The organism is Streptomyces sp. NPDC002513, from assembly GCF_053595355.1.
Map to the genome: position 1 here is coordinate 124,951 of NZ_JBSFXK010000002.1, position 23,873 is coordinate 148,823.

Annotated in this window: 21 protein-coding genes and 1 pseudogene; 8 read left to right on the forward strand and 14 right to left on the reverse strand. The window is 70.5% G+C overall.

What is annotated here, in order from left to right; all coding sequences use genetic code 11:
* The first annotated feature begins 60 nt into the window (after positions 1-60).
* On the forward strand, positions 61-462 hold the full coding sequence (locus tag ACWD5Q_RS02040) for an NUDIX hydrolase (RefSeq protein ID WP_451425048.1): 402 nt from the start codon (positions 61-63) through the stop codon (positions 460-462).
* Between the two features lie 70 nt (positions 463-532).
* Here the strand turns inward: ACWD5Q_RS02040 and ACWD5Q_RS02045 are convergent, their stop codons facing one another.
* Positions 533-709: a hypothetical protein gene (locus ACWD5Q_RS02045; RefSeq protein WP_451425049.1), complete on the reverse strand. Its 177-nt coding sequence runs from the start codon at positions 707-709 to the stop codon at positions 533-535.
* 253 nt (positions 710-962) lie between these two features.
* Complete coding sequence (locus ACWD5Q_RS02050) at positions 963-1,541, reverse strand: hypothetical protein (RefSeq protein ID WP_451425050.1); 579 nt, start codon at positions 1,539-1,541, stop codon at positions 963-965.
* A 426-nt stretch (positions 1,542-1,967) separates the two neighbouring features.
* Between ACWD5Q_RS02050 and ACWD5Q_RS02055 the strand changes: the two genes are divergently transcribed.
* Positions 1,968-2,702 carry a dienelactone hydrolase family protein gene (locus ACWD5Q_RS02055; protein ID WP_451425051.1) on the forward strand — a complete coding sequence of 245 codons (735 nt, stop codon included), beginning with the start codon at positions 1,968-1,970 and terminating at the stop codon, positions 2,700-2,702.
* 154 nt (positions 2,703-2,856) lie between these two features.
* Complete coding sequence (locus tag ACWD5Q_RS02060) at positions 2,857-3,483, forward strand: nucleotidyltransferase family protein (protein ID WP_451425052.1); 627 nt, start codon at positions 2,857-2,859, stop codon at positions 3,481-3,483.
* Here the strand turns inward: ACWD5Q_RS02060 and ACWD5Q_RS02065 are convergent.
* The 4 genes from ACWD5Q_RS02065 to ACWD5Q_RS02080 form a co-directional block, all read right to left on the reverse strand.
* A complete protein-coding gene (locus ACWD5Q_RS02065; RefSeq protein ID WP_451425053.1) occupies positions 3,458-5,767 on the reverse strand; it encodes a site-specific integrase in 2,310 nt (769 codons plus the stop codon). The two genes, ACWD5Q_RS02060 and ACWD5Q_RS02065, sit on opposite strands and share 26 nt — an antisense overlap.
* Before the next feature lie 99 nt (positions 5,768-5,866).
* Complete coding sequence (locus ACWD5Q_RS02070) at positions 5,867-6,214, reverse strand: helix-turn-helix domain-containing protein (protein ID WP_451425054.1); 348 nt, start codon at positions 6,212-6,214, stop codon at positions 5,867-5,869.
* A gap of 14 nt (positions 6,215-6,228) precedes the next feature.
* Entirely contained in the window at positions 6,229-7,287 is a 1,059-nt protein-coding gene (locus tag ACWD5Q_RS02075; RefSeq protein WP_451425055.1) for a tyrosine-type recombinase/integrase, read from the reverse strand.
* Positions 7,288-7,394: 107 nt separating this feature from the next.
* Entirely contained in the window at positions 7,395-8,942 is a 1,548-nt protein-coding gene (locus ACWD5Q_RS02080) for a site-specific integrase (RefSeq protein WP_451425056.1), read from the reverse strand.
* A 59-nt stretch (positions 8,943-9,001) separates the two neighbouring features.
* Between ACWD5Q_RS02080 and ACWD5Q_RS02085 the strand changes: the two are divergent.
* The 3 genes and pseudogenes from ACWD5Q_RS02085 to ACWD5Q_RS02095 form a co-directional block, all read left to right on the forward strand.
* Positions 9,002-9,289: pseudogene (locus ACWD5Q_RS02085) on the forward strand (NUDIX domain-containing protein); the annotation flags it as partial.
* A gap of 264 nt (positions 9,290-9,553) precedes the next feature.
* Positions 9,554-9,961, forward strand: coding sequence for an ATP-binding protein (locus ACWD5Q_RS02090; RefSeq protein WP_451425057.1), 408 nt, complete (start codon positions 9,554-9,556; stop codon positions 9,959-9,961).
* A gap of 198 nt (positions 9,962-10,159) precedes the next feature.
* Positions 10,160-12,769, forward strand: coding sequence for a SpoIIE family protein phosphatase (locus ACWD5Q_RS02095; RefSeq protein ID WP_451425058.1), 2,610 nt, complete (start codon positions 10,160-10,162; stop codon positions 12,767-12,769).
* A gap of 236 nt (positions 12,770-13,005) precedes the next feature.
* On the opposite strand, the gene ACWD5Q_RS02100 is transcribed toward ACWD5Q_RS02095, so the two are convergent.
* From ACWD5Q_RS02100 to ACWD5Q_RS02110, 3 genes are all read right to left on the reverse strand, one after another.
* A complete protein-coding gene (locus tag ACWD5Q_RS02100) occupies positions 13,006-13,497 on the reverse strand; it encodes a GNAT family N-acetyltransferase (protein ID WP_451425059.1) in 492 nt (163 codons plus the stop codon).
* A gap of 185 nt (positions 13,498-13,682) precedes the next feature.
* Positions 13,683-14,816, reverse strand: a complete 1,134-nt coding sequence (locus ACWD5Q_RS02105; RefSeq protein ID WP_451425060.1) for a hypothetical protein — start codon at positions 14,814-14,816, stop codon at positions 13,683-13,685.
* Position 14,817: 1 nt separating this feature from the next.
* A complete protein-coding gene (locus tag ACWD5Q_RS02110) occupies positions 14,818-16,368 on the reverse strand; it encodes a M48 family metalloprotease (protein WP_451425061.1) in 1,551 nt (516 codons plus the stop codon).
* Positions 16,369-16,841: 473 nt separating this feature from the next.
* Between ACWD5Q_RS02110 and ACWD5Q_RS02115 the strand changes: the two genes are divergently transcribed.
* A complete protein-coding gene (locus ACWD5Q_RS02115) occupies positions 16,842-17,423 on the forward strand; it encodes an SMI1/KNR4 family protein (RefSeq protein WP_451425062.1) in 582 nt (193 codons plus the stop codon).
* Positions 17,424-17,463: 40 nt separating this feature from the next.
* On the opposite strand, the gene ACWD5Q_RS02120 is transcribed toward ACWD5Q_RS02115, so the two are convergent.
* Entirely contained in the window at positions 17,464-19,308 is a 1,845-nt protein-coding gene (locus tag ACWD5Q_RS02120; protein WP_451425063.1) for a TPM domain-containing protein, read from the reverse strand.
* Between the two features lie 120 nt (positions 19,309-19,428).
* Here ACWD5Q_RS02120 and ACWD5Q_RS02125 point away from each other — a divergent pair, with 120 nt between their 5' ends.
* On the forward strand, positions 19,429-19,731 hold the full coding sequence (locus ACWD5Q_RS02125) for a hypothetical protein (RefSeq protein ID WP_451425064.1): 303 nt from the start codon (positions 19,429-19,431) through the stop codon (positions 19,729-19,731).
* A gap of 36 nt (positions 19,732-19,767) precedes the next feature.
* Here the strand turns inward: ACWD5Q_RS02125 and ACWD5Q_RS02130 are convergent, their stop codons facing one another.
* Genes ACWD5Q_RS02130 through ACWD5Q_RS02145 form a run of 4 tightly spaced genes read right to left on the reverse strand, consistent with a single transcriptional unit; the run spans position 19,768 to position 23,684 of the window.
* A complete protein-coding gene (locus tag ACWD5Q_RS02130) occupies positions 19,768-20,553 on the reverse strand; it encodes a succinate dehydrogenase/fumarate reductase iron-sulfur subunit (protein ID WP_451425065.1) in 786 nt (261 codons plus the stop codon).
* Complete coding sequence (locus tag ACWD5Q_RS02135; protein WP_451425066.1) at positions 20,550-22,490, reverse strand: fumarate reductase/succinate dehydrogenase flavoprotein subunit; 1,941 nt, start codon at positions 22,488-22,490, stop codon at positions 20,550-20,552. Before ACWD5Q_RS02135 ends, ACWD5Q_RS02130 begins: the two co-directional genes overlap by 4 nt.
* Before the next feature lie 16 nt (positions 22,491-22,506).
* Positions 22,507-23,343 (reverse strand): hypothetical protein, encoded by an 837-nt coding sequence (locus tag ACWD5Q_RS02140; RefSeq protein ID WP_451425067.1) that lies wholly within the window; start codon positions 23,341-23,343, stop codon positions 22,507-22,509.
* 50 nt (positions 23,344-23,393) lie between these two features.
* Positions 23,394-23,684 carry a hypothetical protein gene (locus ACWD5Q_RS02145; protein ID WP_451425068.1) on the reverse strand — a complete coding sequence of 97 codons (291 nt, stop codon included), beginning with the start codon at positions 23,682-23,684 and terminating at the stop codon, positions 23,394-23,396.
* Between the last annotated feature and the right edge of the window lie 189 nt (positions 23,685-23,873).

The window sequence follows — 23,873 nt, forward strand, 5'->3', positions numbered from 1 at the left end:
CGCGTGCCGGTCTCGTTAAGGTCCTGCCTGACGCGGGTTCCGGATGGCGAAGGCGGAGTGATGACGGTCCTGATCGACACGGTGGCGTGGGTGCGTGTGGAGAACGGCAGGATTCTCTGCGCCAGGCCCCGAGGGAAGGACGTCTTCTACATCCCCGGTGGCAAGCGGGAAGGCGCGGAGAGCGACCTGGAGACCCTGCTCCGTGAGATCAAGGAAGAGCTGACCGTGCTCCTCGACCCGGACAGTGCGCTGCACGTGGGCACGTACGAGGCTGAGGTGCCCGATCTGCCGGGAGGCGCTGTGGTGCGTATGAGCTGCTACACCGCGGACTACCAGGGGAGCTTGGCGGCGAGCAGTGAGATCGAGGAGATGGCCTGGTTCTCGTACGCGGACCGTCCGTTGGTGCCGCCGGTCGACCAGCTGCTCTTCGACGACCTCAACGCCGCCGGCGAATTGAGCTGAGACGGCGCTGAGCCAGGACCTCCTGGTGGGCAGATCGTGTCCGGATCCGAGGCGCTCGCGGTGCTTGTGTTCACTTGCGGGGAGGATGGCGGCGGTGCGTCGGCAGGCTGGTGACTCGGGCGGGCCCGCTGCCCTCGCGGGCGGCATGCAGCTCCAGGTCGAGCTCGGCGACGAGCCGGCGAAGGGTCGCGGTGGCCTCCCGTTCCTTGGCCAGCGCGGACATGGCATCTGTCAGCCTCTGCTTCAACTGCGTGTTCTCGTCGGCCAGAGACTGGGCGAGGGCCGGCGTGTGCTGCTGTGCGCATGCCCTGGCCTGGAACTCCTCGACAAGGTCCTTGTGGGTGCTGTAGACGACGTCTCGGCGCAGGCCGGACTCACGCAGCAGCTCGGTGACGGTGAGACGGCCGGACTCCGAGCGCAGGGGGTGCCTTCCAGGAGGCGGTCGGCCGCGGCTCGGAGTGCTGAGCGCTCGGCGCCGAGGTCGCGGGGGCGGCGGGTGGTCATGCCGGAGCTCCTTCGGTGTGGCTCCGCTCGTGACGGTGGATGAGCGAGGTGATGAGTTCGGCCTGTGCCGTGGCCCAGTCCCGCAGGGGCTGGGGTGCCAGCAGGTCGGATGCTGCCGCCTCCCAGTCGCGGAGGTCCTGTTTGCGGTGGGCGATGTCCCGGTCGGTGAAGGCCAGATTGGTGCAGGTGGACCGGCACTCGCTCTCGTCGGGGCCGGCCGGTTCGGGCAGGCCCTGGGCGAGACGGGCGGCGCGGCAGGCGGCTGTTGCGGGGCGCCAGACGCAGGTCATGCCCTCTCCGTGGTGCACCCGGGGATCCGCGCCGGCGAGGAGTCGCGCGGCGCTGCGGGGGCTGATGACTGTACGGCCGGGGAAGTCGGCCGAGCCGGCGACCCGGCGGCGGTATTCGTCGGCGGACGGTCCGCTGACATGCTCACCCGCAGCGAGCCGCTGGGCGTCGTCGCTGATCTGCTCCAGGACGAGTTCGAGCTTCTCGACCGCGATGTCCTGCAGCCACTCGGTGTCCGGCGCGCCTAATGGTGGAGTCGGGTATTGGAACTGCTGGAATGCCTTCACAGTGGAAGCCCGCGAACAGGGTCAAACCGGACCGGAAGAGTGGCTCCGGTTCGGCCACGTTCGGAGTGTTCGGCAAGGGAGTATTTTGAAGTGTGGTGATGACCGTGCAGCCGCGAGATGGGTATCCCTGTCACGGGCAGCGTGTCGACCGGGTTCAGGACCCCAAGGTGTCGACCGAGATCATTCTCGCGACATTCACTGTGACCTGATGGGCTGGCATCGGCTTCATCCGGTGGGCTACGTTGTGTAGCCATGACTACCGGGATGGCATTGCGCCACACACGGATTGGTGACCCGGTGCTCCTCTGAGCGCCACTGGGGCCGGTGCTGGCCCGCTGTTGGATCGAGGATCTTGCGCTGCTGCGCGGGCTCCGCCTCCGTCGTGTTGATCACAGGCTCGATACGTCAACCACGACAGGAGAATTCATGGCCACCAAGATGCTGCAGATTCCCACCGCGGACGGCCAAGCCGACGCGTTCGCCGCTTTCCCCGACGGTGGCGGGCGGCACCCAGGGGTGTTGATGTACGCGGACGGCTTCGGGATCCGGCCCGTGCTGCGGGAGATGGCCCGCGAACTGGCCGGGCACGGGTACTACGTGGTCGTCCCCAACCTCTTCTACCGGCACGGCCCGGCACCGGTGATCGAGCTTCCCGAGCACATTGGAGAAGAGGTCCGGCCCGCGGTCTTCGCCCAGCTGATGCCCATGATCGAGGCGCACACCACAGAACGTGTCCTGAGCGACGCCGACGCCTATCTCAAGTTTCTCACCGCTCAGCCCGAGGTCAGCGCCGGACCGGTCGCGGTGACCGGCTACTGCATCGGCGGTCTCCTGGCGACGCGTACCGCCGCGGCCCACCCCGGCCAGGTAGCCGCCCTCGCCGCATTCCACGGCCCGGTGGGAGTCGACGGACCCGACAGCCTCTCCAAGGTCACCGCCGAGGTCCACTTCGGCCACGCCGAGAGCGACTTGACGCCCGAGGCCCTCGGCGAGCTCAACCAGGCCCTGGACGCGGCGGGTGTCGGCTACACCTCCGAGATCTACCCCGGCACCGTCCACGGCTTCACCATGTCCGACACCGATGCCTTCAACCCCGCTGCACTGCAGCTGCACTGGGACCGCCTGCTGTCCCTTCTCGGCAGCACCCTGACCAAGAGCTGAGGCTCCGGCCCGGAAATCAAGCCCGAAGTACACGTCTCCGGAGTCCTGGCGATGTTTCGGAGTCGGTGGAGGGCGGGCGACGCCCGCCCTCCACCGAGGGGTCCTTGAGGCAGAGCTGGCCCGTCCGGCGGGCGAGCTGTGGTAGGCAGGGCTGATGATCAGCCGACTCCCTCTCGACCAGCAACTTGAGTCCCTTCGTGGGGTCCTGTCTCGTAACGACGTGTTGACGGAGGTGCTGGCGCGGGCCGCGACGCTGGAGCTGCCCGGGTGGTATGTGACGGCCGGCTGCTTGTTCCAGACCGTGTGGAATGTCGTCACGGGCAGGCCACCGACCAACGGCATCAAGGACTACGACCTCTTCTACTTCGACAGCGACGACCTGTCCTGGGAGGCCGAAGACACGGTGATCAAGGCCGGACGGGAAGTCTTCGCCGGCCTGCCCGCGGAGATAGAGATCCGCAACGAAGCGCGAGTTCACCTCTGGTATCAGGACAAGTTCGGCGTCTCGTGCCCGCCGCATGACTCCACTGAGGCGGCGATCGACAGTTTCGCCGCGACGACGTGCTGCCTCGGAGTACGAGTGGAGGCGGACGGCCAGTGGCGCGTGTATGCGCCGCATGGCCTGTCGGACGTGTTCAACCTCGTTGTCCGGCCGAACCCGGTGCTCGCTCCACGAACGGTTTATGAGACCAAGGCAGCGAGGTGGCAAGAGCAATGGCCCGAGCTGACCGTTATGGACTGGCCCTCCACGAGCGTCATGTCGACCTCGTCCGTCGACTGACGTCGGCTGCGTAGGCGGCCCAGTCCCCAGCGGATGCCTGTTGCCACTGGACGGCGACTTTGATGTGGACACCGAGCATCCGTGCCAGGACCGCGGCGGGGACTTCGGTGGCGAGGGTGAACAGCGCGGTGGAGCGGTCCTGTTTGGGCCGGATCCCGATCTTGTGGAGGCGCTGGCCGATCCGGTCGCCGCCGAGAGGGCGCCCAGGGTGTCCTCCCGGGAAAAGCCAGGGAGCGTCGTCCGGGGTGCCGATCTTGGCCTTGCCGCGGCGGGTCGCGACGAGCTCGCGGACGAGGGTGGCCAGCGGCGCGGGGAGGACGACCGGCGAGGTGCCGAACGTGATGGAGACGGTGTCGCCGTCGAAGTCGACGTCATCGACGGTGAGTTGGCTGATGGTGGCGATCTTCTGTGCGTAGAGGATCAGCAGCAGTCCCGCGACGCGGTCCGGGGTCGGCAGCGTGTCGTCGTTGAGGAGGCGTCGGGCGTCCGCCCAGCGTTTCTCGCTGTCGATGGTGCTGAGCGGTCCTGTCCAGCGGACGGTGCCGTAGGTCAGGTCACGGGCATGCCGGTGCTGTACCGACCAGCGGACGAAGTGGCCCGTCTCGTCGCGGTAGCTGACCGTGGGGTCGGCCATCCAGCGTTCCAGGTCCGTCTGGGTGCAGGTCCCCAGCGTGAGCCCTTCGCCGCCGATCCAGTCGAGGAAGTTGTTCGCCGCGGTGACGTGGCAGCGCACGTTCAGGTCCCGGAGCCGGGTGGTGTGGTCATCGCCGAGGCGGCGCCGGAGCCGGCGCATGTGGTGCCAGACCGCGTAGCCGTGCAGGATCCGGCGCTCGGCGAGATCGGTGCGGGCCTGGACCGTCGCGGTGATCCATTTCTCCAGGGCGACCAGCCGTTCGTCGCGGGGCGGCAGGGCGCCGGTCGCGACCAGGACACTGCGCAGGTGGGCCAGCACCTTGCCCGAGGGTAGTTCGTCGAGGACCTCGTGAGTGACGGGCCGCTCGTCGCGGCCTATGCGTTCCAGGGGGTCACGGGCCTTGGAGCGGGAGACCCAGGCGAAGGCGACATCTGGGCGCTCGGCGCTCGTCAACGCCTCGTGGAACTGGGCGAGTTCGGGACGGATGGCCCCGGTGGCGTCACCGAGGAGGTCACGTACTTGCTGGTCGAGGACGCATCGCTGGCAGGGGCGGGTGCTGAGCTGCCAGGTGGTGGTGCAGGCCGGGCAGCGGCCCCAGAATTCCGGGTCGGGGTTGGTGCACTTCGCGCACAACGGCGCCTCCCAGGTGCCGCTGCGGGCCTGGGCGACGGTGCCACAGCCGCTGCAGGCCACCCATCGCTGCTGGCAGCGGTCGCACCAGGGCTGGCCGGTGGCCCGGGACATGTCACAGAGCGCCGTCCGCCCGCAGATGCCGCACTCCGCGGTGATCCTCGGCCGGCAGTTCTGGCAGCGTGGGCCATCGGGCAGCCGGTTCGCGACGGGTTTGCGTCGGCCGCAGCCGACGCACTCCTCCAGGTTCGCGGGCTGTCTGATCATGCAGTTCGGACACAGCGGTCGGCCCTCGGCATCGCGGGTGGCTGGCTCACGCACGGCGCCGCAGCCGAAGCAGGGAACGGCCGCGTGGTGGGCGAAGCAGGCCCGGCAGATCCTCTTGCCGTCCAGCAGCTTGGACAGCGCCTTCACTCCGTGGCAGCGCGGGCAGGCCGGTCGGACGACCTTGGTCGCCCCAGCCTCGACGAGCTCGTTGATGAACCGCAGGGCGGCCGGGGTGGGAGCTTCGTAACCGGCGCCGGTCAGCAGCTCGGGACGGGCGACGACGGCCCAGGCCAGTCGGCGCTGGCCGGCGGGCCGGACGGTGGCCCGCCCGAGCGCGGCCAGGACCTTGTCGTCGTCGAGGGCAAGATCGAGACTCGTGACGAGTTCGGTGAGCTCCTGGAGCGGATCGCCCTCGGTATCGGGGCAGTTCGCGCAGCGGGGCTCGCCGTGACGGTCCCGGCTGACGACGCGTCGCTCTTCATGGCATCCCGCGCAGACGGCGGGCTTGTCGAAGCAGCGCGAACAGCCCCAGTGCCCACCTTTGCTGCTGCCGACGTAGCCGCATGCGCGGCCGCACTCGCCGCAGCGGGGCAGCGCGACGTTCTGGGCGCCGGCCTCGTGCAGGGCCATAAGCAGTTTCGCGACGCAGTAGGGCGCCGGTGGCTGTCCGGTCCGCAGCAGCGACGGGTCGTCGTGCAGGGCCTGGGCGAGGCTGCGGCGGCCGGGCCCGTGCGCGTACGACCTTGAGGACAATGTCGCGGACGCGATCGGCGGGCAGGTGCTTTTCGACGTTCCCGATCAGCCGCACGACCAGGCCGACCGGATCCGCGATGACCTCCTCGGCAAGACCGGTCACCGGTCAACTCCGCTGATCCGGGCCCGCCGGGGCCGCAGGTCACCGACTCCTTCGGAGACCGAAGCCCCGCCTGCGGCGGCCTTCTTCGGCTTCGTCGCGGAGCCGGCCACGGCGATGGGCTCGATGAGGTCGTCCATGGTGCAGTCGAGGATGTCGAGCAGGGCCATGAGGATCTTCAGGCTGAGGCGTTCGGGCCGCTCGACGACGAGCCGGTAGACCTGGCTCGACGACAGGCTGATGCCGCGTTCTTTCAGCGGCGGGATGAGGTCGGTGGTGGAGAACATCCCGCGGTCCGCCATGATCTTGCGCAGGTGCCAGTGGTAGTCGAGCTTGGCGGCCATCATCGGGTCCTTCCTCGTCAGACGCCGGCGAACGCCGGGGCCAGGGCCTTGCTCAAGGCAGTGTTCATGAAGTCGTCGCTGACGTGCGTGTAGATGGCCGTGGAGCTGTCGCACTCGTGACCGACTTGCTGTTGAATAAATCGCCTATCTACTCCGTCTTCGGTCAAATGTGTGACATATGAATGGCGGATTGAGTGCGGAACTAGGTCTTTTGGGAGTTTTAGGGCGTCACGGTATGCCTCGAACCGGTCGTTGATGGAGCCGGGCTGGAGGCGTCCGCCGCGTTCGGTGATCCAGAGAGCCGGGTGGTCGGGGAACCCGAAGCGCGGCCGGACGTTCTCGACGTAGTCCGCGACCGCCTCGACGGCCCAGTCCATCACCGACAGCACGTTCCGACGCCGTGGCGGCTGGCCCTTCTTCGCCTTGCCGTAACGGACGTTGAGCGTGCCGTACCGGCCGAACTGGCGAGCCTTCGGGTTCCGCCCGAAGTCGACGACGTCCAGCTTGGACGTCTCGGTCCGGCGAAGTCCCCAGCCGTAGATGACCTTGAAGAGGGTGGCGTCACGGTAGGCGGCGAGGGCTCCCTTGCGTTTGGACTTCACGGCGCGTGCGACCTGGTCGTCGGCGTAGTCGAGGAACCGCTGCAGTTCTTCGCGGGTGAACGGCCTCGCTTCCGGATCTCCCTCGTAATCCTGCAGGTGAGGGAGGGTGTTCCACTCGTGAGCGATGGCTACCGGATAGGCACCGAAGGCTTCTTCGCATGCCGGGCCCCAGCCGTAGCGGGCGTCGATGAGGAGCTCGGTGAACAGCCGAACCGTGCCCTGGTAGCTGCGGATCGTGGAGAGCGCCAGGTGCTTCTCGCTCGTCAGCGAGGCCGACCACTCGTCCATGTGGGCCGGCGTCCACTGCCACGGGTACTCGTTCGCGAAATCGAGGAACCGGCGGATCAGCCGTTCCCTCGGATCGATCGTTTCGTCCTTCAGCCCTCGCGACTTCTGCTGAGCCCGCCAACCCCGCAGCATCGCGTCGAACATCGCGTCCTCCGGACGCTGGACCACACCGGAGACAAGCTCCATGCGAGCCGACCCAGCGAGGGCCACCTTCTGCTGATGCACCACTCCAGGCCATCCCTTCTGGAGGGCAGATCATGCATTAGACGGGATGATGTTGGCAACATGCCTGGTCAGGACGTCAGGTCGTAGTAGTGTCGGAGTCCGTCAGGCTCTCTCCGTGAGCAGGCGACCTGCGACTTTTCGCCCATCTGATGCAACTCCCGAGGGTCGTAGTACTCCCGGGTGGTGTCGGGATGCCGGTGCCCGAGCAGCACGGCCAACTGCAGCCAGATGTCGCCGAGCTGGTCACGGAAGTCCTCGATCTCGTCGGGGGAGAAGCCCTCCAAACGGCGCTCCTCCAGGAGCGAGAGGATCGAGAACCACTTCAGGGCGAAGGAATGCCGACACATGTGGGGCGTCACCCACAGGGGACACTCGCGCCGCACCTGCTCCCGCTGCTCCTCGCCCAGCCGTCCGCCGGGATCGGTCTTGCGCAGCCACGCCTCGGCCACTCGCCGGTTCGCGGCGTCGAAGGTGTCCTCCCAGCTGTGCGGCTTCTTCGGGAGGCCGTTCACCGACAGCCACACCCACAGCGGCTCCAGGCCCTGCGGCGTCCGGCGGAACAGCAGGCGACGGTCGTCCGGCGCCAGCTCGTCCAGGGCCACCGTTTGCGGACCGTCCACGGTGGCCACGCGCAGCTTGCGGGCGCGGGCGTCGTGGCCGGTGACGATGCGTACGCCGCTGAGCCGGTCGTATCGCCCCTCCCGCTGCGCCCTGCTGATCAGCTCGGCCCGGGAGCCCTCCAGCGGGTCCAGATATCCCTCGACCGACCGCAGCACCTGCCGGGGAATCCAGTACGTCCGGCCCTCACGCCCGCCTTTGACACACTTGGCCGCGAGCCGCGCCGTCCCCATCCGCTCGCCGCCCGATCCGGGGAGCTCGACGTCGAGGATGCTCGCCCACTCACTCAGCCGCAGCCCGGTCCCGTACAGGCCGTCGACAAAGGCCGTGTCGCGGTCCTCGTTGAACCCGCCAGTCTGCCGCCCTGCGCGTCGCAGCCCGTCGAAGCCGTACCCGCGCAGCCCGATGTCGCGCCACTGCTCCAGGGCGTCCCGGAGCAGCCACTTCACCTGGCGGCTCGTGGAACCAGCCGGACGCAGCGGATCACGGCGCCCTCGGCCGTACGCCTGCCGAATTGTCGCCTCGTCGTCGGCGCGCACAGTGGCGACCGGGTTCGTGATGCCGAAGCGGGAGCTTGCCCAGGTGTAGAAGCTGTTGAGCCCCGCCCGGTCGGTGTCGAACGAGGTGGCCCGCACCCGTTCCGCGTTCCGGGTGTCGGTGATACGCCAGTCCTTGAACGCCTCGACATGCTGGACCGTGGCCCTGTCCCAGTCGGTGCCGATGGCGTCCAGGAAGTCGAGCCACACCACGAGCGTGTACGCGTAGCGCCGCCAGGTCCCGGGCTGGGACGTTGCCATGCGGCCCTCCCGGAAGAAGAGGTTGATCCGGGAGTCGGGGCGGCCCGACGGCGGCAGGACGACGGGGGTGCCGTGACGGGCTCCGTTACGGATGGCGCGGGTGTGCAGGTCTCCGAAAGCGGAAAGCCCCAGAGCCGCTGTATAGGGAGGCGGGGAATTGAAGTCGTAGAAGTCGACGGTCCAGCGTTCCAGGACGTTCACGTGCGCAGCTCCGAGCTGAATGAGTAACGAAGCGACAACTGGGAGTAGCCTAGAGAACCGGCGGCAAGATCGAGCCGGGTGAGACTTCCGAGTGCGCCCTCGTGCGCGAACTGCGTGAGGAACTCGGTGTGACCGCGGAGCCGGTCGAGCGCGTGCCGGGGGAGTGGCCGCTGAAACCGGGGTACGTCCTGCGGGTCTGGACGGCGCGGCTGCTCGCCGGCCGCCCCGAGCCGCTGGAGGACCACGACGAGCTGCGCTGGCTGACCCCCGATGAGATCGGGGACGTGGACTGGCTCGACCAGGACGTGGCGGCGGTCAAGGCCGTGCTGGCCCTATGGAATCGGTAAAACCTGCCCCATTGTTGTGCATCTCTCCTGGGGGGCGTCCGGCTCCGGATTCCCGCCTCCCGGCGTGCGGGAAGACCCGGGCGCGGGCTCGGATGACGGCGTGCCGGGCCGGGACGGTCGGGGGGTGCGTGGTGCTCCAGAGGCCGGTGTTCCCTGCGCCGTTTGTGTCATAGTGCGCCCCGGTATGCGGTAAGGCGCTCCTGATACCGGGTATGGGCCCATTGGCCCCCCGAAACCGGACACGATGAGCATCTGGCCCGGGAAGTGATCGGCGTGCTCGACAGCGAAGGCGCCAGCGCCGAGTGGACGTTCCACACAGACCCCGGTGCGGTACGGAGCGCGCGCGCCGCTGTCCGGGGCCGGCTGCGCTCCTGGGGCCTCGACGAGATCGGCGACGTCACCGCGCTGCTGGTCAGCGAGCTGGTGACCAATGCGCTGCGGCATGCCACGGGCCCCATCGGGGTCCGCCTCGTCCGCTCCGGCGGCGCCACCCCCTGCCTGCTCGTCGAGGTCTCCGACACCCTTCCCGACCCGCCCCGCGAGCGCACCGCCGACTCCGATGCCGAGAACGGCCGGGGCCTCCAACTGGTCGCCCACTCCTCGCGGCGCTGGGGGACCCGCCCGGCGGACACCGGCAAGACGGTCTGGTTCGAGCTGGCGGTTCCCGGCTGACCGCAGGCCGCCGAAGCGGGGTTCGACCGGGCGTCGCCCGGTGAGAAGACTGGGAGGATGGCCCGGCCGGTCCGAAAAGCATCGGGACCGTGCTGTGATCGTGAACACCGTGTTCTGCGGCATCGTAGTGCTGGATACTGCGGTCAGCCGCCTTTGGTGACCGATGCCGGACGCGGTGAGCTGGAGGGGACGGTTCGCGTGAGCGAGATACCAGCGAAGGCCACGGAGTCCAAGGGCTCGTCTGGCCGCGCGAGGGGCAGGGCCGCGGTGGATTCCGCCGTGGCCGTCGAACCGCACGAGGCGATGCGCGGCACCCTGTGGCAGAGCAACCCGCCCGGCTCCATCTACGACTACATCAAGGCCGCCTCGTTCTCCATCGGCCCCGACGGCCACGTCGACCAGTGGAGCCTGCGGGCCGAGCGGCTCTTCGGCATCCCCCGCGAACGGGCCGTCGGCATGGACCCCATCGAGGCGTTCGTCGCGCCGGAGCTGCGTGAGCTCGGCCAGCGCAAGATGGCCGAGATCCTCGACGGCCGGGAGTGGACCGGCGTCATCCCCTTCCGGCTGTCCGACGCGCAGCGGACCGAGGGGCTCGCCGAGGTGTATGTGATGCCCACCGTGACGGAGGAAGGTGACCGGGCCGCCGTGTGTATCGTCGTCGACGTACGCACGCTCCGGAGCATCGAGACCGATCTCGCCGCCTCGCAGGCGATTTTCGGTCAATCTCCCTTCGGTTTCCTGCTGATCGACCCGGACCTGCGGGTACGGCGCGCCAACGAGCGGATCGCCTCGACCTTCGGCGGCACCCCCGACCAGCACCGCGGCCGCTCGGTCTACGACTATCTGCAGTCCCCGGAGGCCGAGCGCGTCACGGCGGTCCTGCGACGCGTCCTGAAGACCGGCGAGTCGATCACGGACATGCACGTCACGGGCTTCGCCCCGGGCTCCGAGGAGCGCAAGCACTGGTCCGTCAACCTCTACCGCGTGCACAGCGGCAACGGTCACCCCATCGGCATCGCCTGGCTCGGCATCGACATCACCGCCCGTCGCGCCGCCGCCCGCGAGGCCGCCGCCGCCCGCCGCAACCTCGCCCTCCTGAACGAGGCCGGCGCCCGCATAGGAAACTCCCTCGACCTGGAGACCACCGCCCGGGAACTCCTCGACGTGGTCGTGCCCGGCTTCTGCGACCTCGCCACCGTCGACCTCTACCAAGGGCTCGTGGCCGGCGACGAGACCCCGCCGGGCCTGGCCGACGGCAGCGCCGAGCTGCGCCGCGTCGCGATCTCCAGCGCCGTGGCGGACGTGCCCTTCGTCGGCGGGACCGAGCCCGTCGCCGTCGGCGCCGTCCACCACTACGCCTTCAACTCCCCGTGCGCGGACGCCCTGCGCGCCGCCCACCCCCGGCACATCCCCGCCGAGGACGGCGGCCTGATCCAGTCCACGCTCGCCGTCCCGATGGTCGCGCACGACACGGTGGTCGGCCTCGCGAAGTTCTCCCGTACGAAGGGCAGCGAGCCGTTCGGCGAACGCGACCGCGCGCTCGCCGTCGAACTGGCCGCGCGCACCGCGGTCTGTATCGACAACGCGCGCCTGTACCGCCGCGAGCACGAACGGGCGCTGATACTGCAGCGGTCCCTGCTGCCGCCCGGCGACCCGGAGGCCTCCGGCCTGGACATCGCCTGCCGCTATCTGCCGGGCAACGCGGCCACCGGGAGGCCGAGCGAGGTCGGCGGCGACTGGTTCGACGTCATCGAACTCCCCGGCCACCGCACGGCGCTGGTCGTCGGCGACGTCATGGGCCGCGGCCTGCGCGCCGCCGTCGCCATGGGCGAACTGCGCACGGCCGTCCGCACCTTGGCGCAGCTCGACCTCGAACCGGCCGAAGTCCTCTCCCAGCTCGACGAGATCGCTCGCGGCCTCGGCGCCCCCGGAGGCGTCCAGCAGGCCACCCGCGCCGCCCGCCGGCCGCGCGAGGCCGACCTGTCCGAGGTGTACCTCGCGACCTGTGTCTACGCGGTCTACGACTCGGTCACGCGCCGGTGCACCTTCGCCAACGCGGGCCATCTCCCGCCGGTGCTCGTGGAGCCGGGCCGGCCCGCGGAGATGCTGGACGTGCCGCCCGGGATGCCGCTCGGCGTGGGCGGCGAGCCGTTCGAGGAGGTGGAGGTCGAACTGCCGGAGGGCGCCCTGCTCGCGCTCTACACGGACGGCCTCGTGGAGTCCCGGGACCATCCGCTGGACGAGGGCCTCCAGGCGTTCGTGGGCGCACTCACGGACCCCTCCCAGCCCTTGGAGGACGTCTGCGACCACGTCCTCAACACCCTGGACACGCATCACGGCGAGGACGACATCGCGTTGCTGATGGCACGCGTCCAGGGGCTGCCGGCCGAGTGCGTCGGGGACTGGACGCTGCCACGGGAGCCGCGCAGCGTGGGCCGGGCCCGGGAGTACGCCCGCGGCCAGTTGCTCGCCTGGGACCTGGAGCCGCTGGTGGACACCACGGAGCTGCTGGTCAGCGAGCTGGTGACGAATGCCCTGCGGTACGGGGAGGGCGAGATCAGACTGCGGCTGCTGCTCGACCGGACGCTGGTGTGCGAGGTGTGGGACGCGGGCCTGGTCCAGCCGCGCCGCCGGCGCGCCCGGGACACGGACGAGGGGGGCCGCGGTCTGCAACTGGTCGGCCTGCTCTCCGCGGCCTGGGGGTCGCGGCGTACGCCGCGCGGCAAGACGGTCTGGTTCGAACTCCCGCTCCCGGACGGCGAGCACAGGATCCTGGACCCGGCGGAGGCTCTGCTGAGCCTGTTCTAAGTGAGTGTTCTTGAACGCTGGCCGTGAGGTGTGTACGGCTGGATGATCTGGAGGGTGGGGGCTGGCGGGACGGCCCGGCGCTACTGCCGGGAGTGTGGTGATCTGTTGCCGTCGACGATGGCGGCGGAGGCCCCTGCCGGTCACATCGTGGCCGGGCCGGGCCCGGGGCAAGGGGACGGTTGTCATCATGACCGACCAGATCGGGAACGTCACCCGCCAGTCACCCACCGGCTGATCTATCGCTGCAAGTCCTTGGACAGGTACATCGATGACACGCCATAGCCATTGCGTTGATACATGGCAATGGCTCCCTCATTGTCCCCAACGACGTTCAAATTGAGCGACGTCTTGCCCTCGCGGGCAATGAGCTCCTCCGCGGCGGCGAGGATGGCGGATCCATATCCGCGGCGCCGGAACGGCGCGAAGACGTTGATGTCGTACAGCCAGGCTGAGCTGGTGGTGCCCGAAGAGGCTTGGCGCGGGTCCGGACCAATCCACGCGTTCCCCACAACCTCGCCTTCACCGTTCTCCGCCACCACGAGATGATGACCAGACGATTCGAGCCCGTCCGGGAGGAACCGAACCGTTCCCTGATGAGCCCGCTCTCGCGCCAGCTCTTGGGGCATGAACTTGCCGAGTTCACGAGCCGTCTCGGCTTCACGATGCTCAGTCGCCACGTCGTACTCCGACGGCGTCATTTTCCGCAAGGTCACCTTCTGCGCGTCCATGCCACCATCTTCAACTGGTCACTGGTGACAGCGATACCCGACAGTCGCAACCTGGCCCTTTGCGTCGCACGGCCGACGATGCGGTCATCCGAGCTCAGGATCAAAAACACTCACCAAGGGCCTGGTGGCGTGCCCGGCACTCTGCGCGGGGCCGTAGGGAGCGGGCGGTGCGGCAGGAGGGCCCGTCAGGTGGCCTGCTGCTGCGCCTCGCGTTCCTGGTGGGAGGCGGCCAGGACGATCTGCTTGCGGACGGAGGCGTAGAACGCCGTGCGGTCGGTGGCGTAGCCCCAGGGGAGGGCGCCGATCCAGCCGTCGACCAGGCGGAGCTGCTCGCGTGCTTCGAGGAAGCGGCGCTGGCCGCGGAGGAAGTAGACCAGTAGGTGGCGGGCAGCGGGCAGGGCGGCGTGGTGGGGCGAGGCGAGGGCGGTGTCCGCGAGGAGGGCGTCGATCGCCGCGGTGAGTTGCGGGGACCGGTAATCATGTTGCTCGGCGTTCTGCTCGATCATCTCCTCGTACCAGGCGATCAGGCGGAGCATCGGCAGCAGGCTGCCGGCCGGAGCGTTGGCTGCGGCGGTCTCAGCGAAGCTGTGCATCAGCTCGTGGGAGCCCTGCCACTTGGCGCACCAGTACTGCAGCGCATCCGTGTGTGCGCGGACATGGTAGGGAGCGCGGGCGGTGATCTCGGCCCACAGTGCCCGCATACGGTCGTGCGGCCAGCCCTCGGCCTTCGCTACTGAGATCAGGCCGATGTAGGGGGCTGGGTCCGCGGGGGCGAGCCGGGCCGCCTCGGCGAAGGCCGCCGGGGCGCGGCCGAGGACCTGGTGGAAGTTGACGAATTGCTCCTGAGTGGTGGAATGCGCCTTCTTGCCGCCGCGCAGCAGCCAGGCCAGTTGGACCGTGCTCTCCGCGGTCACCAGCGCGGCGGTGGGGTCTCCTGGGAGTGCAGCGGACCAGGAGCGCAGCCAGCCGTCCTCCTCGGCCGCCTTTCTGGCCAGGGTGACCAGCCGACGCCAGCGCCACTCCGGGTCGGACCCGGCGAGCAGGGCGGCGGCCGGCCGCCAGTCGCCGGTGTCGGCGGCGCTCAGGGCCTGCGTCAACTGAGGGTCGGGGCCGGGAAGCTGAGTGTCGAGTTCGGCGTCGGGGAGCATGCCGTACTCCTCCGGGGTGTACACCCAGGCCGGGGCGGGCTGCTCCGCCGGTGAGGGCTGCGCGGCTGCCCGGCCCTGGTCGCGGAAGCGGCGGAAGGAGCCGTCGCGGTAGCGCCGGACGAACCAAACGGCGGCGACGGCCAAGGGGAGAAAGAGGAAGAGCCGGGACATCTCACAGTCCTGAATGCAGGTTTGAGGGATTATATTCGTTATGGTCCGCGGAAGAGGAGCTGTAGCCGCCGGGTAGCAGTGCGCGCAGTGGTGCGGTGTCGGGCCGGTCCCCGACCAGCGCGGCCAGCGCCGCGTCCGCGGCCTCCTGCCAGCAGGGGCAGAACTCCAGGTGCAGGGCCCGCCCCCAGGTCAGACTCCAGCGCGCGGCGCCTGCCTCCACCAGTGCCAAGCAGAGGAGCGACCGGACCGCACGGCGGAGGGCGCTGCGCGCGAACTCGCGGGCTGCCCGGCCGGTGGCACGAGCGGCCTCCTCGGACTTGGGCAGGGCGTCGGCGATCGGGTCCAGCCATCCGGCGTCGATCGCGTCCAGCAGGCCGGTCAGGGTGTGTACCGGAGCGCCGACCACGGTGGTCGCGGTGTCCAGCAGCGCGGCTGACGGCCGGGTCAGTGTGGCGCGGCCGGTCTCGCGGGTCAGTTCCGCCCAGTCCACCCGCCGTTTGTCGGCGGCCTCCGGGGGCAGCGCTTCCTCGGCGACCGCGGCGCAGAGCCGCCGGGCGTCGCGGAGCAGCACCATCGCGGACGGTTCCGGCCCGGCCGGGATCGGGGGCGGCCACTCGTCGGGCAGGGCCGCCAGCGCTGCGATCCGTTCGCGGACCGGGGGGTGGGAGTCGTACGGGTCGGCCGTCATGGGCTCGGCTCCGGGCGAATCTCCCAGGGCGACCAGCTCGGCCTGCCGGGACGGATCGGCGAGCAGGCCATGGAAGCCTGCGAACAACTCCTCGGCCGGCGGCAGCAGCCCGGCGTCCCAGCCTATGGTCACGTAGCGGTCGAGGTAGAAGTCGTATGCGGCGTCCAGCTCGGGCACGCGGCGCAGTGCGGCGATGGCGGCGTCCCGGCCGGCGATGTGCGCGGCGGTGCGGTCGGCGGCGAGTTCCTGGCGCCGGCTGACCGACTGGGACAGGCGCAGGTACAGCTCCGCGTACCAGGCGAAAAAGGCGCGCAGGGGCTTGTGGATCCCGGCCTGGCGGTTCTGGTAGGAGCGGGCCACGGCGAGGACGCCGGTCCGGCCGCGGACCGTGACGGCCGCGAACCGGACGTCGTGGTTGCTGAAGTGGCCCAGCTCGTGCGCGAGGACGGAATCGAGTTGACGGCCGGTCAGTCCCAGCAGCAAGGGGACTCCGAGGTGCAGCCGACGTCGGCCGGGGATCAGGCCCAGCAGGCGGGTGTCCTCGCCGACGGCCGCGTTCACGGCGGCGACCAGCCTTACCTCGGCGGGCGGCCGGGTGCCGACCTGCGCGGCGATCTCCCGCACCCGGGCCCATAGTTCGGGCTGCTGATCCGGCGTCACCGCCACACCGCGCGGCGCTCCGTCACGCGGGACCCGGCTGGCGGCCAGGCCGCGCATCAGGGGAGCGGCCACCACCACCGTGCAGCCGATCACCTTGCCCTCGGCGAACACCGGTGTGCCGCTGTGTGTGTGCAGCACCAGCAGCACGTCCACCGCAGCCAGCCCGGCCAGCGCTCCCAGCGCCACCATATAGAACCCCGCCAATAACCCCACCGCGCATAATGCCCGCCGAGCCACGGATCGCCCCGTTTTCCTCATGAATCCCCTCTGCTCGGGTCGGCCGGAAAAGCCTTTCGGAAGCCGTGGCGGGCGTCGGCCTGCGGAGAACTCCCCTGGCGAAGCGGTGCGTGTGGTGGCCGCACCTTCGACTTGCTCACCGGCTCGAAGAGGGCGCCTCACTGTACCGCCGCCCGCGCATCTCACCGAACAAACTTTTGGTTATGTTGCACCAGTGCACTCAAGTCCCGGGGGACTGGCCGCGGTTGCGTTCAAGCCCGGGGAGGAGGCCCGTCCGGTGGCACTGCGGGAATACGCGACGCGTACCTTCTTGGCCGTAGCCGCGAGCGATCAACGTCGTGAGATGACTCGGTGGCGGTGGCTGCCGATCCCGCTTGATCCCCGCAGTCGCGTCTGCCTAGGTTTGCCGCCGACAACCGACGATCAAGCTGGTGGGGCGTATGGCGGGTTTGGACGACCTGGTGCAACTGTTCGGCCCGACACCGGTCCGAGACTCATCCCCCGACGACTGGGCCGAGGTCGAGGACTATGTCGGCTCGGCGCTGCCGGGCGACTTCAAGGCGTTCCTTGACGCCTATGGCACGGGCGCGATCTGCGGAGAGCTCGTGGTCTTCCATCCTCGAGGGTCCAGCCCGCTGCTGGATCGGATGCGGAGGATCCACGAATTGTTCGGCCAGTCGTGGCGACATGACTCGGACGAGTACCCATTCCGGTTCCACCCCGCCTCGGGCGGCCTTATCTCCTGGGGATACGACCACTCCGGTGACGAGCACTTCTTCTGGCCATGCGACGCGGACCCGGACCTCTGGAAGATCGTCACGAACACCAACGGAACGGATCCCGAGGTCTTCGACGGATCGTTCACCGACTTCTTGCTTGCGTTCGTCGAGAGCCTGTGCGACGTGGACCCGCACTATGGGATCGACCCAGATGCCTTGGAGTTCCTTGAGCCGGAAGACCTGAACGAACTGGCAGAGCGCGGCGAGATCGGTCCGGTCGAACCGGGCTTCAAACCGTTCTGATCCGGCTGCTTTCAGAACACCTAGCGCCCCGGCGGTGCCGCTACGGGGAGCCCGGCGGGGCCGGTGCCTCACCTTCGGCCGGGGGTGGGGAGGGGCCGTCGCCTTGCTCCTGTGCGGGCCGCCGCCGTGGGCGTTCCGGCCGGAACAGCGTCCCGCCGTTCTCGCGTGCCCGCGTGCCCGGCCCGCCGTAGCCCGCGGGACCGCCGTCGCCCGGGTGGCCCGCCGGGGCGCCGGGACGGCGCGGGGCGTCGAGCAGGATGCCGCCGAGTACGGCGCCGCCCGTCCACAGGCCTTCGCCGTACGGCGTCCCGTACGCGCGCACGTCCCGCTCCGCGAGCTGCCGGGCCTGCCGCCCGAGCGCGTCCGCCTCCCGAGCGTCGGTGAGGGCGGCGGCGGCGGGGGCCGGGGCGGCGGTGGAGGCGGACTGCGGGGCCTGGCCCGGGGCAGTGGCGGGGACGGGGGCGCCCGCGTGCTCCGCCGCGTGCAGCCGCCGCCGCGCCTCCGCGAGCCGGGTGCGGGCTTCGCAGCCGACGGCTCCGCGGCGCGTGGTCACGTAGTCCGACGCGGCATCGACGCTGCCGCGGGCGACGAGCAGGGCACGTTCCAGCCGGTCGAGGGCCCGCGCTCCCTCCGGCCGTCGGCGCAATGCCCGGTCCAGTCCGGCGGCCACCTCCTCGACCCGCCGCAGCGCCCCGGCCGGATCGAGCACCCTCCGGCCGTCCGGCCCGCTCCCCGTCCCCGGTCCGCCGTTCTCCGCTCCCTGCCCTGTGCGGCCTCCGCTCGCCGCCTCGTCGGCGGATGCGCCCTCCCCCGCGGCCGGGCTTCCGGCGGAGGCCGCGGCCTGGCCCCGCCCGCCCAGTTCCCGCCGGAGTCCGGCCACCACTGCCTCCCCGTGGGCGATCCGCGCCCGCAGCTCCGGGCGGGCGGGTTCCGCGGCGGCCTCCGCGAGGTCTCTCTCCGTCGCCGTCAGGGCGGCGGGCAGGGCGTCCGCCGCCGTGGCCAGGGCCGAGGCCAGTCGTGTGACGCCGGCCGTCAGCAGGGCCGCCTGGTCGACGGCGGCCTCGGCCGCGCGCAGCAGGACCACCGCGTTCCCGGTCTCCCCCCGCGCCACGGCTCGGCGGCCCCGGCGGAGGCAGGCTCCGGCGAAGGCCAGCCGGTCCTTGGCCGCTTCCTGATGGCCCGCCACCGGCAAGGACGCGGACAGCGCGTACCGCCCGCGCAACCCGGCGAGCGTGCCGTCCGCCTCCGCGACCCGCGCCGCCGATTCCCCCCACCGCGCCCCGGCGCGCTCCAGCGCCTTCGGGGCGGTCTGCTCCAGTGCCCGCGTCCGGTCGAACTCCGGCGCCCGCGCGTCCAGCCGCCGCCCGGCCGCCCCGCACCGCGCGACGATCTCCTCCAGCAGCGCCCGCGCCCCGCCCTCACCGTCGTCGAGCCGCTGCCGTATCCGGAAGGCCGCCGCCAGGTCCGACGCGGCGGCCTCCAGAGCCTCGGCGTGTCCCCGTATCGCCTCGTCCCCGAGCTGCGCGGCGGCCCACCGCAGCTCCTCCCGGCTGGTGCGCACGCAGTCGTCGGTCTCGACGAGCAACCTCTGCGCCCGCCGGTCGAGTTCGTCCAGCGGTACGACGGTGGGCGCGCGTCCGCCGGGCGTCGTGCGCGTCCGCGTACGCCGTCTGCGCCGCACCGACGTGTACAGCGCCACGGCCACGGCGGCGACCGCGGCGATCAGCGGCAGCGCCAGATCAGCGGTGACGGCCGGATCGCGTCCGGTGCCGGCCACCGACCCCGCCGCGATCACCGCCACCGCCCCGAACGCGACGGGAATCCGCCGCACGGCCCGGAACACGGCGGCCCGGCACGGCCGGCGTCGACGGTGGGGCGGCGTCACATTCCGGAGCGTAAGGCCGATGATGCGGCGCCGCGAGCGGAGTGCGCCGGCTACAGGGGGAGGCTGGTCAGCTACCGGCGGCGGTGTCATGATCAGGACAACACACGCCGGAGGGGCCCGATGCTTCACGTCTTATCGCTGATCGCCTTTGCGCTGCTCGTCGTTCTCTACGGCGCCGCGGGCGGCATGGCCCTCACCACTGGCCGGATGCTCCTGCCGTGGCGGCGCGGGCATGTGCTGCGGCCCCGGCTGTGGGGCTCCGGAGCCCTGACCTTCGCCGCGGGGATCGCGATGGTCAGGTTCGCCGTCACCGTGAGCGGCACGATCGCCCCCGACGTCCTGGCCGCCGGTGGGTTCGTTCTGATGGTCGCCGGCGGGGTGCTGCAGTTCTTCGGCCAGCGCGTCGGCCGCGTGCAGGTCTGACGGAAGCCAGGGGCCCGTACGGCCCCGGGCGGACGCTCACCCCGCTGCCGGACGCCTCCTGATCTTCGACCCGAGCCACACCAGCGGGTCGTACTTGCGGTCGGCCGCCCGCTCCTTCAGCGGGATCAGCGCGTTGTCCGTGATCCGGATGCCCTCCGGGCACACCTCCGTGCAGCACTTGGTGATGTTGCAGTAGCCGAGGCCGTGCTCGTCCTGGGCCGTGCGCCTGCGGTCCAGGCCCGTCTCCGCTGCCGCGTCCAGGGGGTGCATGTCCAGCTCCGCCACCCGCATCAGAAAACGCGGGCCCGCGAACACCCGCTTGTTCTCCTCGTGGTCGCGGACCACATGACAGGTGTCCTGGCACAGGAAGCACTCGATGCACTTGCGGAACTCCTGCGGGCGCTCCACGTCCTCCTGCGTCATCCGGTACTCGCCCGGGCCGAGGTCCGGCGGCGGTACGAAGGACGGAATCTCGCGCGCCGTGCGGTAGTTGAAGCCCACGTCCGTCACGAGGTCGCGGATCACGGGGAAGGCGCGCAGCGGGGTCACCGTGACCGTCTCCTCCCGGCCGAACACCGACATCCGTGTCATGCACATCAGCCGGGGCCGCCCGTTGATCTCCGCCGAGCACGAACCGCACTTGCCCGCCTTGCAGTTCCAGCGCACGGCGAGGTCGGGCGCCTGGGTGGCCTGGAGGCGGTGGACGATGTCCAGCACCACCTCGCCGTCGTGGACCTCGACCGTGAAGTCCTTCAGGCCGCCGCCCTGTCGGTCGCCCCGCCACACCTTGAAGTGGGCCGCGTAGCCGCCGTGGTCGCTCATTCGTACAGCTCCTCTTCGGCCAGGTACTTGACCAGTTCGTCCTTCTCGAAGAGGGCGAGCAGATCCGGGCGGATGGGGTCGGTGGTCTCGCGGGACAGGGTGATCTGGCCGCGGGCCGGGTCCGCCGACGCCAGAGAGCCCGTGGGGTCGGCCGGCCGACACAGCAGATTGACGCGGCGCCACGCGCGGTCCATCGCCGGGAAGTCCTCCCGGGTGTGCCCGCCGCGCGACTCCGTCCGCTCCAGGGCGGCCCGTGCCACGCACTCGCTGACCAGCAGCATGTTCCGCAGATCCAGGGCGAGGTGCCAGCCCGGGTTGAACTGGCGGTGCCCCTCGACCCCCACCCGGCGCGCCCGCACCCGCAGCTCTCCCAGCTTCTGCAGCGCCTGCCGCATCTCCGCGTCCCGGCGGATGATCCCGACCAGGTCGTTCATGGTCTGCTGGAGTTCCTGGTGCAGGGTGTACGGGTTCTCCGGCGGGCCCCCGGCCTCCTCGCCGGGCGCCGGCTCCTGTGCCGAGAACGGGCGCAGGGCCTGAGCCGCGGCGGCGTCCACCTGGGCGTCGTCCACCGTGGGGCGCTCGGCGGTCTCGGCCGCGTACCGCGCCGCGTGCAGACCCGCCCGCCGTCCGAAGACCAGCAGATCGGAGAGCGAGTTGCCGCCCAGCCGGTTGGAGCCGTGCATCCCGCCGGCCACCTCTCCGGCCGCGTACAGCCCGGGGACCCCGCGGGCCGCCGCCGTGTCCGAGTCGACCGCGATGCCGCCCATCACATAGTGGCAGGTCGGTCCGACCTCCATCGCCTCGGCGGTGATGTCGACGTCCGCCAGCTCCTTGAACTGGTGGTACATGGACGGCAGCCGGCGCCGGATGACCTCGGCGGGCATCCGGGTGGAGACATCGAGGAAGACACCGCCGTGCGGGGAGCCGCGGCCTGCCTTCACCTCGGCGTTGATCGCGCGCGCGACCTCGTCGCGGGGGAGCAGTTCGGGCGGGCGCCGGTTGGTGTCCGGGTCCTCGTACCAGCGGTCGGCCTCGTCCTCCGTCTGCGCGTACTTCTCCTTGAAGACGTCCGGGATGTAGTCGAACATGAACCGCTTGCCGTCGGAGTTCCTGAGCACCCCGCCGTCGCCGCGCACCGACTCGGTGACGAGGATGCCCTTCACCGACGGCGGCCAGACCATGCCCGTCGGGTGGAACTGCACGAACTCCATGTTCAGCAGCGGCGCCCCGGCGAGCAGGGCCAGCGCGTGCCCGTCGCCCGTGTACTCCCACGAGTTCGACGTCACCTTGAAGGACTTGCCGATGCCGCCCGTCGCGATCACCACGGCGGGCGCCTGAAGGACGAAGAAGCGGCCGGACTCGCGCTCGTAGGCGAAGACACCCGACACCCGGTCCCCGGTCTTGAGGATCCGGGTGACCGTGCACTCCTGGAAGACCTTCAGCCGGGACTCGTAGTCGCCGGTCTCCTTCTTGTCCTCCTGCTGGAGCGCCACGATCTTCTGCTGGAGCGTGCGGATCAGCTCCAGGCCGGTGCGGTCGCCGACGTGCGCGAGGCGCGGGTACTCATGGCCGCCGAAGTTGCGCTGGGAGATGCGGCCGTCCTTCGTACGGTCGAACAGGGCGCCCCAGGTCTCCAGCTCCCAGACGCGGTCGGGGGCCTCGCGCGCGTGCAGCTCGGCCATCCGCCACTGGTTGAGGAACTTCCCGCCGCGCAGGGTGTCGCGGAAGTGCACCTGCCAGGTGTCGTGCGGGTTGGCGTTGCCCATCGCCGCCGCGATGCCGCCCTCCGCCATCACCGTGTGGGCCTTGCCGAACAGCGACTTGCAGATCACGGCCGTACGGGCGCCGCGCTCGCGGGCCTCGATGGCGGCCCTCAGGCCGGCCCCGCCGGCTCCGACCACGACGACGTCCCACTCCTGCCGGTCGACCACGGACATCACAAGGCCCCACTCACTAGAAGAAGCGCGGATCGTCGAAGGCGCCGGACGCCACCAGGTACACGTAGAAGTCGGCGAGTGCCACGCTGACCAGCGACGCCCAGGCCAGCAGCATGTGACGGGCGTTCAGCCGGCTCACGAAACCCCACATCCGGTAGCGCACGGGGTGCCGGGAGAAGTGCCTGAGCCTGCCGCCGACGATGTGCCGGCAGGAGTGGCAGGAGAGGGTGTACGCCCAGATCAGCACGATGTTCACCAGGAACACCACGGTGCCGAGCCCCATGTGCCCCCAGCGGTAGTGGCTGTCGCGGAAGGCGAGCACCGTGTCGTAGGTGAGGACGCCCGCCACCAGCAGGGCCGCGTAGAAGAAGTACCGGTGGACGTTCTGCAGGATCAGCGGGAAGCGGGTCTCACCCGTGTACGTCCGGTGCGGCTCCGCCACCGCGCAGGCCGGCGGCGACAGCCAGAAGCCGCGGTAGTAGGCCTTGCGGTAGTAGTAGCAGGTCAGGCGGAAGCCGAGCGGGAAGATCAGGATGATGATCGCCGGGGAGATCGCCCACCAGCTCCCGAAGAGATCGGCGTTGGGTCCCGCGTGCATGGTCTGGCAGCGCTGCGCCAGGCAGGGCGAGTAGAACGGCGACACATACGGCGCCGCGTAGTAGTCCGCGTCGGCGAAGGCCCGCCAGGTCGAGTACACGATGAACGCCAGCAGCCCGGCGGCGGTGGCCGCGGGCGCCAGCCACCAGCGGTCGGTGCGCAGGTGCGCGGCGGCGATCGCGGCCCGCGCGGGGCCGCGTACTCCGCCGCCCGCCGCCCGGGGTGCGGTGTCGGGGGGTTCCGTTCCGGTGGTCAAGGAAAGCGCACCTCTCTCGTGGGTCGGTCACCTCCGGGGCGCGCCGGGGGTCAGGGTGCGTGCCGGTCCCGGGCGCCGATGCCCTCGTCGTCCGAGTCCGTCCACAGGCTGCTGTCATACGGGACGTCGGAGATCGTCACCAGCTCGACACGCGGGGCCGCGCCGCGGGCGGCGGCCGCCTCGCGCAGGAGCGCCACGCTTTCACGCAGATGGTCGGCGTCGGTGCGGACCCGGCGTATGTCGAGCCCGCTGCCGCCCAGCTTCTGCTCCAGGCGCCCGACCGACCGGTACAGGTCGTCGAGGCACCGCTGGACCGATGTCAGTTCGTCGTACACGGACATGACGTGACCTCACTTCCAGGGCTTGGGGGCCCGAGGTGGTGACGTTCATGCGCCTGCGAGTGTCGCGCGTCACACCGGCCGGTGGGAAGGGACGTGCAGCGATCGGCGGGCGCATACGGGGGCGTGCGGGCCGGTTTTGAGCCTCCCGTCCTCGGGTGCCCCGGGGGCAGGGGCCCGGCGCCCGGGAAC

Coding starts and splice junctions, on each gene's coding strand:
- ACWD5Q_RS02060 (WP_451425052.1), top strand. CDS start 2,857: ATGATCAGCCGACTCCCTCTCGACCAGCAACTTGAGTCCCTTCGTGGG.
- ACWD5Q_RS02055 (WP_451425051.1), top strand. CDS start 1,968: ATGGCCACCAAGATGCTGCAGATTCCCACCGCGGACGGCCAAGCCGAC.
- ACWD5Q_RS02145 (WP_451425068.1), bottom strand. CDS start 23,684: ATGTCCGTGTACGACGAACTGACATCGGTCCAGCGGTGCCTCGACGAC.
- ACWD5Q_RS02100 (WP_451425059.1), bottom strand. CDS start 13,497: ATGGACGCGCAGAAGGTGACCTTGCGGAAAATGACGCCGTCGGAGTAC.
- ACWD5Q_RS02115 (WP_451425062.1), top strand. CDS start 16,842: ATGGCGGGTTTGGACGACCTGGTGCAACTGTTCGGCCCGACACCGGTC.
- ACWD5Q_RS02075 (WP_451425055.1), bottom strand. CDS start 7,287: ATGGAGCTTGTCTCCGGTGTGGTCCAGCGTCCGGAGGACGCGATGTTC.
- ACWD5Q_RS02125 (WP_451425064.1), top strand. CDS start 19,429: ATGCTTCACGTCTTATCGCTGATCGCCTTTGCGCTGCTCGTCGTTCTC.
- ACWD5Q_RS02130 (WP_451425065.1), bottom strand. CDS start 20,553: ATGAGCGACCACGGCGGCTACGCGGCCCACTTCAAGGTGTGGCGGGGC.
- ACWD5Q_RS02040 (WP_451425048.1), top strand. CDS start 61: ATGACGGTCCTGATCGACACGGTGGCGTGGGTGCGTGTGGAGAACGGC.
- ACWD5Q_RS02105 (WP_451425060.1), bottom strand. CDS start 14,816: ATGTCCCGGCTCTTCCTCTTTCTCCCCTTGGCCGTCGCCGCCGTTTGG.
- ACWD5Q_RS02070 (WP_451425054.1), bottom strand. CDS start 6,214: ATGATGGCCGCCAAGCTCGACTACCACTGGCACCTGCGCAAGATCATG.
- ACWD5Q_RS02135 (WP_451425066.1), bottom strand. CDS start 22,490: ATGTCCGTGGTCGACCGGCAGGAGTGGGACGTCGTCGTGGTCGGAGCC.